6 protein-coding genes are annotated in these 10,448 nt (G+C 60.8%); 5 read left to right on the top strand and 1 reads right to left on the bottom strand.

The genetic code is table 11. From position 1 onward, the window contains the following. Positions 1–225, bottom strand: a 225-nt coding sequence (locus tag H162_RS0118980; RefSeq protein ID WP_020655073.1) for a transposase, incomplete at its 3' end; no start/stop codon positions are given. Between the two features lie 75 nt (positions 226–300). On the opposite strand from H162_RS0118980, the gene H162_RS33340 reads away from it, so the two are divergent. The 5 genes from H162_RS33340 to H162_RS35315 all read left to right on the top strand — a co-directional run bounded on the left by H162_RS33340 (position 301) and on the right by H162_RS35315 (position 10,340). Continuing rightward, positions 301–2,019, top strand: a complete 1,719-nt coding sequence (locus H162_RS33340; RefSeq protein WP_084677063.1) for a T6SS phospholipase effector Tle1-like catalytic domain-containing protein — start codon at positions 301–303, stop codon at positions 2,017–2,019. Positions 2,020–2,653: 634 nt separating this feature from the next. Further along, a complete protein-coding gene (locus H162_RS0118965) occupies positions 2,654–3,802 on the top strand; it encodes a CmpA/NrtA family ABC transporter substrate-binding protein (protein ID WP_020655070.1) in 1,149 nt (382 codons plus the stop codon). Positions 3,803–3,830: 28 nt separating this feature from the next. After that, complete coding sequence (gene ntrB, locus H162_RS0118960; RefSeq protein WP_020655069.1) at positions 3,831–4,760, top strand: nitrate ABC transporter permease; 930 nt, start codon at positions 3,831–3,833, stop codon at positions 4,758–4,760. Positions 4,761–4,773: 13 nt separating this feature from the next. Further along, positions 4,774–5,586: an ABC transporter ATP-binding protein gene (locus H162_RS0118955; RefSeq protein WP_020655068.1), complete on the top strand. Its 813-nt coding sequence runs from the start codon at positions 4,774–4,776 to the stop codon at positions 5,584–5,586. Positions 5,587–5,846: 260 nt separating this feature from the next. Beyond that, the gene (locus H162_RS35315) at positions 5,847–10,340 is read left to right on the top strand and encodes a beta strand repeat-containing protein (RefSeq protein WP_156885695.1); all 4,494 of its coding nucleotides are present in this window, start codon (positions 5,847–5,849) and stop codon (positions 10,338–10,340) included. Positions 10,341–10,448 lie beyond the last annotated feature (108 nt).

The raw sequence follows: 10,448 nt of genomic DNA, 5'->3' as shown, positions 1-10,448 counted from the left end.
CTCATCCGACAAGCCGAAGCATTGCTGGGCAATGTACATGCGCAGCATGCGCTCAAGACCGACCGGCGGCCGGCCACGACCATCGCCTTTCGGATAGTACGGCAGCAGCGCCGCAACCAGAGTTGGCCACGGCGTTGCAGCCTCGATCTCTGCAAGGAAACGGTCGCGTCGAGTCAGCTTCTTCTTGCTGGCGTACTCGACATCGGAAAAGCTCATCTGCGTCATCGATTTACTCGGAAATTGGATGCGCTATTGTGACAGCTCAGCAGATTGGCAGACGATTAAATCAGTACTTCCTTAGTGAAGCACAGTAATATTGCGAGGTTGTATCGTGTTCACAAACCAAAAAATCAGGAAGATGGGATACTTTCCGTATATATTCCGGGTGTCGGCACGTATTTCCCCGAAATCGGTGATGACGGCGGTAGTGCATTGGGGTTGGGATGTGGGGCAATGGGGGAAGAAAGGTTGACATTTGCACTGGAGGAGTTCGACGCATTTCTTGCGATTCCTCTGGCGAAGGCAAAAGCGCCAGCGAACGCAATTCAAGAAATTAACATTGCCGTTTTCGGATTCAGTCGTGGCGCGGCACTCGCGCGGGCGTTTGTTAATAAGCTCATGGAGCTTCGCTGTGATCTACGTAATGAGAAATGGGTGTTGCGGAGCGGAGCTTGGCCACTCAGGTTTCGCTTTATTGGTTTGTTCGACACGGTCGCCTCAGTTGGCTTACCCATGAGTTCGAATACTACAGGCTTGCGTGAATCGTACAACGGCGATACGGCCGGCATGATCGTCAAACGCCTGAAAAAGTATCAAGAAACCCGTCCTGAGGCGCTGGCTTTTTTCGCGAATGCGATTCCGGGAGCGGATCCTGCAGCGGGCAATAACCACGGTCATGACGGATGGGGCAAAAGCTTGCAAATCCACGAGACCGTGGAGGAAGTGCGACATTTCATTGCTGCCCATGAGATTCGAAATTCTTTTCCACTGGATAGCGTGAGTATATTGTCGAGCGGTCGATTAATGAAGCCTGGGAATTTTTACGAAACGGTTTATCCTGGCGCACATTCCGACGTTGGTGGCGGTTACGCTTCAGGTGAAGGTGCGAAAAGCTTTACATCGGTAGAATGCTTGAGTCTTATTCCCTTGCTTCATATGTATAATTGCGCTTCGCGTTGTGGTGTTCCAATGTTGGTAGAATGGACGGCTGAGAATAAGAATGATTTTAATGTTGATCCGAAATTGCTTGAAACCTATAACTATTATATGAAAGCCGTTGGATCCTTTGCCAATTTAGGGGAGGGGATTAGCAAATATATGGCATTGTATTATGCTTGGCGTTTTGCGATGATTAAACGGAAATCGGCAGGTGATAGGGCTGAATCCAAGCTAATACAAGCTCAAGATAGTAGTTTCAGACGAAAAGAGGTGATTCTTGACAAGGAGGTCAATGGTCTTGCGATAAAGGAAGCTGTGGCTCAGGTAACGTTGAACGCCCGGACGGCAGTGCAGGAAATGCAAGCATCTGCATCAGAAGGTGAAGTGACGCGAAAAGCACCATCTGTTAGCGATGCGGATGTAGAGAAGGCGCGTCAAGATTACAAAAGTGCGCGTGATGCGCACTTGAGAGCAAAGGCCCGGAAGGATTCCTTTCCGAATATGAAAAACCTTCAGGCAATGCTGGATCTGTACGACAAACAGTTATTGGCCGACGTCCAGGCTATCCGCAACGTATTGCGCGGCGCTTCCGGCAGCCAACGACGGAGCGATCTGAGACCGCATTACAAGATGCTGTTGGAAGCTTACGAGAACGAGTTTGAGAAGAACAATGGTTTAAAGGATGAGAAGATCATCAGTTTTTTCGACAACTATGTCCACGATTCTCTGGCGGGATTCGCCAAGGATGCCACGCTTCCTTCCGACCCACGTGTAGTTTATTTAGGTGGCGACGAAAAATACAGATACGCAAATTTGGAAAAACAAGATCTGTTTATGGGAGACGAGAAGACGATGGCCTGAGGTTTCTTGTCCTTTCAAATGGGACAAGAATGGTCATTGTTGGGTTGCACAAAGCGCCAACCTTTGTGCTTCTTAGCGGTCATGTCATGTTGGCTTGACGCACACTAATTGCTCTGCATGAAACGGCAACTCAATACCGCTTACGCTGACGCCTGCCGGCGCTCGGGGCTCGGCACGAAGTCGGGCATTTGAGAGAGCCGCCCCGCTGCCATGCTGAACTTCTTCGGCGCCACAATCCCTCGTCCAAAATGATGCACTGCGCAATCGCAGTGCAGTCCTTGCACCATCGCGCGGTCCCCCACCGCGCCGCCAAATCCCTTTTCACTCTGTAAACCTCGCTGGCACGAACATTGCGTATCTAGGTCAAGCGCAACGAAGCGCACGAGTGTCCTGCCAATGACGGTAGAGCCCACCAAGACAACGACGTCTACCGAAGCATGAATCCATTCATGTTGGGGTATGCGTCTTTTTTTTTGCCAGACTACATTTGGGATTTGCGATGGAATATCAGAAACTTCAAGCGAAGAGCGCCTTGCCGGTGAGCGCCAACGAGGTGAACGTCACGCGCAGGAAAATCATTCAGGGCGCAGGTCTGGCAGCGGGCGGAAGCCTGTTGAGTCTGGCATCGGGTGGGGTGTGGGCGGCAGGTTCGGACAAGCCCGAAAAAGAAGAAATCAGGATCGGCTTCATTCCGCTGACCGACTGTGCTTCCGTCGTGATGGCATCGGTGCTGGGCTTCGATAAAAAATACGGCGTCAAGTTCGTGTTGAGCAAGGAGGCCTCCTGGGCCGGCGTGCGCGACAAGCTGGCCAATGGCGACCTGGATGCAGCCCATGTGCTGTATGGCCTGCTGTACGGCGTCCAGATGGGGATCGGCGGACAGAAGAAGGACATGGCGGTGCTGATGGGCCTGAACAACAACGGCCAGGCGATCACGCTGTCGAAGCAGCTGTCCGACAAGGGCGCGGTGGATGGCGCGTCGCTGGCCAAGCTGATGCGGACCGAGCGGCGCGAATTCACCTTCGCCCAGACCTTCCCGACCGGCACCCATGCGATGTGGCTGTACTACTGGCTGGCAGCCCACGGCATCGATCCGATGAAGGACGCCAAGGTCATCACCGTACCGCCGCCGCAGATGGTGGCGAACATGCGCGTCGGGAACATGGACGGCTTCTGCGTGGGCGAGCCATGGGGCCACCGCGCCATCATGGACAACGTCGGCATCACCGCCATCACCACGCAGGACATCTGGCGCGACCACCCCGAAAAGGTGCTCGGTTCCACGCTGGAATTCGCCAGGAAGAATCCGAACACCTGCCGCGCCATGATGGCCGCCATCCTCGAGGCCGGCAGATGGATCGATGCGTCGCTGGCCAACAAGAACAAGATGGCCGAGGTCATCGCCAACAAGTCCTACGTCAACACCAGCAAGGACGCCATCGACCAGCGCATCATGGGCCGCTACCAGAATGGCCTGGGCAAGACCTGGGACGACCAGAACTACATGAAGTTCTACAACGATGGCACGGTCAACTTCCCGTACCTGTCGGACGGCATGTGGTTCATGACCCAGCATCGCCGCTGGGGCCTGCTGAAGGACGATCCGGACTACCTGGCCGTGGCCACGGCCGTCAACCAGGTCGACCTGTACAAGGACGCCGCCACCCTGTCCAAGACGCCGATTCCGAAAAGCCCGCTGCGCAGTTCGAAGCTGATGGACGGTACGGTGTGGGATGGCCGGAATCCGAAGGCCTACGCCGCCTCGTTCAAGATCAAGACCTGACCATCATCCCGCCCGAAAAGGAAACGCCATGAGCGCCATGCTGAAATCCGAACGCCACCCACGGCATCCTGCCGTCGCGGCCGTTGTTGCAGTCACTGCAGTCGCCTCCGATACCGTCGCGGCCAAGGCCAGTCCACCGGCGCGCAAGCCGGCGCCCGCGGCCGCGCGCGGCACGTCGCCGTTTGCCACGGCCGTGAAGCTGGTCCTGCCGCCGCTGGCGGGCATTGCGCTCGTGGTGCTGGTCTGGCAGATGATCGCAGCCAATAACACGTCCTTCCCGTCGCCACTGGTGACGCTGCAGGAAGCGCTCAAGCTGTTCGCCGATCCGTTCTACAGCAACAGCCCGAACGACCAGGGCATCGGCTGGAACGTGCTGGCATCCTTGCAGCGCGTGGCGGTGGGCTTCGGGCTGGCCGCGCTGGTCGGCATTCCGCTGGGCTTCATGATCGGCCGGGTGCAGTTCGTCGGCAGCATGTTCGGTCCCATCATCAGCCTGCTCAAGCCGGTGTCGCCGCTGGCCTGGTTGCCGATCGGCCTGCTGGTGTTCAAGTCGGCCAACCCGGCCGCGATCTGGTCCATCTTCATCTGCTCGATCTGGCCGATGATCATCAACACCGCCGTCGGCGTGCAGCGCGTGCCCCAGGACTACATGAACGTGGCGCGGGTGCTGAACCTGTCCGAGTGGAAGGTGTTGACCAAGATCCTGCTGCCGTCGGCACTGCCCTACATCCTGACCGGCGTGCGCCTGGCGATCGGCACCGCCTGGCTGGTGATCGTGGCGGCGGAAATGCTGACCGGCGGCGTGGGCATCGGCTTCTGGGTGTGGGACGAGTGGAACAACCTGAACGTCTCGCACATTATCATCGCCATCGTCGTCATCGGCGTGGTCGGCCTGCTGCTGGAACAGGCGCTGATGGCGCTGGCCCGTGCATTCACCTACGAACAAGTGGCTAACTGAAAGAGGCGCGACCATGGACGACCTGAATCCGAAATTCATCGACATCTCCGGCGTGGAGATGGCGTTCCACACCAAGAAGGGCGTGTTCCAGGCGCTGCGCGGCATCGACCTGGCGGTGCGCAAGGGCGAGTTCATCACCCTGATCGGCCATTCCGGCTGCGGCAAGTCGACGCTGCTCAACCTGATCGCCGGCCTGCTGAAACCCACCGAGGGCGTGCTGCTGTGCGCCAATCGCGAAATCGCCGGACCGGCGCCGGAGCGGGCGGTGGTGTTCCAGAACCACTCGCTGCTGCCATGGCTGACGTGCTACGAGAACATCCACCTCGGCGTGGAGCGCGTATTCGGCCGCACCGAAAGCGGCGCCCAGCTGCGCGAGCGCACCATGGAGGCGCTGGCGCTGGTGGGACTGACCAGCGCCGAAGCCAAGCGCCCGCATGAAATCTCGGGCGGGATGAAGCAGCGCGTCGGCATCGCCCGCGCCCTGGCGATGAAGCCGAAGGTGCTGCTGATGGACGAGCCCTTCGGCGCCCTCGATGCGCTGACCCGCGCCCACCTGCAGGACGAGCTGCTCAAGATCGTCGCCGCCACCAGGTCCACCGTGGTGATGGTCACGCACGACGTGGACGAAGCGGTGTTGCTGTCGGACCGTATCGTCATGCTGACCAACGGCCCGGCCGCCACCATCGGCGAGATCGTCGATGTGCAGCTGGAGCGTCCGCGCGACCGCGTCGCGCTGGCGCAGGATGCGCGCTACACCGAGCACCGCACGGCCGTGCTGGAGTTCCTGTACCGCAAACAGGCGCATCCGGCGACGCAAGCCGCATGAGGGAGGCGACCGGGCCCGGTACCCCGGGTCCGGCTTGCCCCTCATGCATGGGGTGAGTATTTACAAACCTGGAGGGAAAGGGCTGGCCTTGGGTCGCCCTCAGGTACCGTGTTTGGCCGAATAACAACGCCTGTTGTCACAACGCTTTTTCTACGTTTTCCAATGTGCAATAATTTCCCTTTAGCCAGCAGGATTACCTGCTGCGCAACTCTTTCAGGCCCATCCCGCGGCCCACCCATTTCAATTTTTAAGACGGCAACATGGCGACGCTTACCGGCACTTCTTCCACCGATACCTATACCGGCGATCCAGCGGTCCACGATACTGCGGTGATCGACACCGTTTCTCCATTCGCCACATTCAGACTGGATCAGAGTGCAGCAAATCGCTGGACCGTCACCAGTACGCAGGGTGTGGATACCCTGGTCAACGTCGACGCCGTGAAGTTCCTCGACTCGAGCATCGCACTATCGTCACAGCGCCCCTGGTTCAGTACCACCACGTCGTACGGCGTCACCGTCGTACCGACCAAGAGCGGCGGTTACATCGCTTCGAACGGTAGCAGCGCCAGATTCCTGGACGCGAACGGACTTGAAATTGGTCCCGAAATCCCGCTTGCGCTGCGCGGAAACGTACCCGGTAATTCCGCTCCTGTCCTTGCCGCCCTCTCGAGCGGTGGCTTTGTCGGCGTTTCGGGGGCATACAACAGCGCTACCCAACGCTACGAGCTTCTCGCGCAGCGCTTCGACGCCGCCGGCGCCAAAGTCGGTGATGCGATCAAGCTGAGCGACAGTACGCTGAGTTACTCCTACGAGAACGTATCGGCGATCGGCGCTGCCGATGGCGGTTTCCGGGTCGCCTTCGACTTCTATTCGTCCGGCAGCGGTTATACGGCGCCGAAAGTCGTCAGTGTCGATGCGACAGCTACCCAGGTCACTACCCAGGATATCGTAGCGGGGACGTCGGTGAACGGCAGCATGCAGTCCTTCGTCGAGACCGCGGCCTTGCCCGGCGGCGGATTCGTCGCCAGCTTCGTGGCACTGAATAACTATATTCCTGAGCTGTATGTGCAGCGCTTTTCCGCCGGCGGCACGCCAAATGGAGAGCCCATCCGCGTAAGCTCTTCGTACAGCAACAGCGGTGACAGCGCAGCGGTCGCTGTCCTGGGGGACGGCTCGTTTGCAGTGACCTGGCTCGACAAGAGCCGTGTCTTGCAGGTCAAACAGTATGATGCGCAAGGTGTCGCCAAAGGAGAAGATTTTACTTTGGCGCCAAGTAACCAGCAGTTGGGTTACCAGCTCTACAATCCCGAAATTGCTGCACTGGGCGATGGCGGCTATCTGCTGCTGTGGAACGAGCTCGATCCCTATTACCGCACCTATACCGTTCACGGCCAGCGCTTCGATGTCAACGGCGTTCGCGTCGATGATGAGATTACGTTCGCCTGGAGCAGCAATGCGGTGTTGAACGTGCAAGCGACTGCCATTGGCGCAAACGGATACGCATTGTCCGTGCGCGGTTCCACCATGATGCGCTTTGAAGAAGGGCATGACACCCAGATCAATGGGATTCTGACCGGGGACGCCAATCCCAATACCATCGTCTACGCCGGTTTCGATGCGGTCAAGCTGTCCGGCGGCGCAGGCGACGATGTACTCACCGGCAACCGTGGCGCCGATATCCTGATCGGCGGTAGCGGCGCCGACAAGCTCACTGGCGGGCTCGGGAACGACACCTATGTCGCCGATACGCTCGACACCATCGTCGAGGAAGCGGGCGGCGGCACCGACATGGTGCGTATCGCCGGCAACTACACGCTCGGCCGCAACATCGAGGAAGCCTGGCTGCTCGGCAGCGGTGGCTATAGCCTGATCGGCAACAGCAGCGCCAACCACCTGATCGGCAATATCGGGGCCAACACCCTGAACGGCGGCGGCGGCGCGGACCGGATGGAGGGCGGCTCGGGCGACGACACCTATATCGTCGACAACGTCGGCGACCAGGTGCGCGAAGACGCTCCCGGCGGCGTGGACTCCGTCACCAGTTCGGTCAGCCATGTCCTGTCCGACAACGTCGAGAACCTGCGCCTGTCCGGCAGCCAGAACATCAACGCCACCGGCAACGCGCAGAACAACCGCCTGGTCGGAAACAACGGCAACAACCGGCTCGACGGCGGCGCCGGCGAGGACCTGTTGATCGGCGGCGCCGGCAACGACACCTACATGGTCGACGGCCGCGACATCGTCCAGGAAGACGAAGCCGGCGGTACCGACACGGTCCAGGCCAGCGGCAGCACCACCCTGGGCGACAACCTCGAAATCCTGAGCCTCACCGGCACCCTCAACATCGCCGGCACCGGTAACGAACTCGACAACACCATCTACGGCAACAGCGGCAACAACGTGCTCAACGGCATGGAAGGCGTCGATACCGTCAACGGTGGCGACGGCAGCGACACGATCTATGTCGACAACACGGCCGACATCGTGATCGACACCGGCTACAGCGGCACCGACCATGTGAAGGCGACGGCCACCTACCAGATCGGCAGCGGCATCGAAAACCTGACCCTGGTGGGCTCGCTCGCGATCGACGGCAGCGGCAACAGCGCGAACAACCAGATCGTCGGCAACTCGGCCGACAACGTGCTGGTCGGCGGCGGCGGCAGCGACCGCCTGGTAGGCGGCTTCGGCAACGACACGCTGTACGCCAACAACAAGGACGAGCTCTACTGGTACGCCGAGGGCGATGTCCTGCTCGGCGGAGCCGGCAACGACAACTACTATGTCACAGGCGACACCAGCGACGTGGTGGAGCTGGCGAACCAGGGCGCCGACACCGTCTACGCCCTGGTCAACGACAGCTATGCGCTGGGCGCACACCTGGAGAACCTGGTCCTCCTCGGCGGCGACGTCAACGCCACCGGCAACGAGCTTGGCAACAAGCTCACCGGCACCGCCGGGGCGAATACGCTCGACGGCGGCAGCGGCGCCGACCTGATGACCGGCCTGGAAGGCGACGACACCTACGTGGTCGACAGTTCCGCCGACAAGGTCGTGGAACTGGCGCTGGGCGGTATCGACAAGGTCATCAGCGCCATCAGCTACACGCTCGGCGCAGAGCTCGAGAACCTGCAGCTGACCGGCTCGGCAGCCCTGTCGGGCACCGGCAATGCGCTCGACAACCGCATCACCGGCAACCGCGGCGCCAACGTCCTGCTCGCCGGCGACGGCAACGACACCGTGGTGGGCGGCGGCGGCGCCGACCGCATCGACGGCGGCGCAGGCAACGACAATATTTATTCGAGCGGCGCCGAGACCATCGAGGGCGGCCTGGGCCGCGACTCGGTCATCTATGCCAGCGTCGGCGTCGGCGTGAAGCTCGACCTGGCCCTGGGCGGCGCGCAGAACACCACCGGCGCCGGGCCGCAAGTGCTGACCGGCATCGAAAATATCACCGGGTCGGCGACCGGCAGCGACATCCTGGGCGGCAACGAGCTGGCCAACCGCCTGGTTGGCGGCGGCGGCGACGACCAGCTCGACGGCGCCGCGGGCGACGACGTGCTCGACGGAGGCGAAGGCGAAGACTTCCTGACTGGCGGGCTCGGCAACGATCGCCTGGTCGGCGGCGTCGACAGCGATACCGCCAGCTACTTCGGCGCAACCGCCGGCGTCAACGTGAACCTGAACCTGCTGGCGGCCCAGAATACGGTCGGCGCCGGCATCGACACCCTGATCGGCATCGAAAACCTGCTCGGTTCGGACGCCGGCGCCGATTCGCTGGTCGGCGATCTCGAGGACAATATCCTGCGCGGCTATGGCGGCAACGACCGCCTGAACGGCGAGGAAGGCAGCAACCTGCTGGATGGCCGCGATGGCAACGACGTGTTCGTGGCTTACCTGGGCGACGACATCATCGAGGGCGGGGCCGGCATCGACACGGTCGACTACTCGCTGGCGCTGGAAAGCGTGAACGTGATGCTGGCCTCTGGTACCCGCGACAACGCCAACGGCCTCGGCTATTCGGTCAAGCATGACCTGGCGCCGGGTTACGTGCCGGGCGCGACCAGCGTCGCCGGGGTCGCCAGTGGCGGCGGCAACGACAAGCTGTACGACGTCGAAAACGCCACCGGCTCGGCCTTCAACGACCTGCTGGTCGGCGGCGACGGCGCCAACGTGCTCAATGGCATGGGCGGCGCCGACCGCATGATCGGCGGCAACGGCAGCGATGTCTATTATGTCGACAATGCGGGCGACGTCGTCAGCGAAACCACGGCGGGCGCCACGGGCGGCACCGATACCGTCGTCACCAGCGTGACCACCACGCTGGGCGCCAACCTCGAGAACCTGCGCATCACGTCGACGGACAGCGTGAACGGTATCGGCAATACGTTGAACAACACCATCACAGGCGGCGCCGGCGCAAACGTCCTGACCGGCGGCGCCGGCAAGGATTCCTTCGTGTTCAACACCGCGCTCAACGCCAGCGTCGACACCATTACCGACTTCGTGGTCGTGGACGACACCATCCTGCTCGAGAACGCCATTTTCACCAAGCTGGCGGCCGGCGCGCTGAACGCCGGGAACCTGCGCCTTGGCGTGAAGGCGCTGGATGCGGACGACTTCATCGTGTACGACAGCGCGACCGGCGCGCTGAGCTACGACGCCGACGGTTCGGGCGCCGGGGCGGCGGTGCGGATCGCCCTGATCGGCACCGGCAAGGCCCTGACCAGCCTGGATTTCGTCGTCACCTGACCCAGCCGGCCCGGCGTTTCTGGATCCTCGCCCCCTTCGCTTGCAAGCGAAGGGGGTATTTTTTTGCGTATGACTTCGGGGCCGGCAGAAATGGACGCGCAAAACAAA

Source organism: Massilia niastensis DSM 21313 (assembly GCF_000382345.1).
Taxonomy (GTDB): Bacteria; Pseudomonadota; Gammaproteobacteria; order Burkholderiales; family Burkholderiaceae_D; genus Telluria; species Telluria niastensis.
Note: the sequence above shows the minus strand (reverse complement) of the source record. Positions and strands in the feature narration are given on the sequence as shown.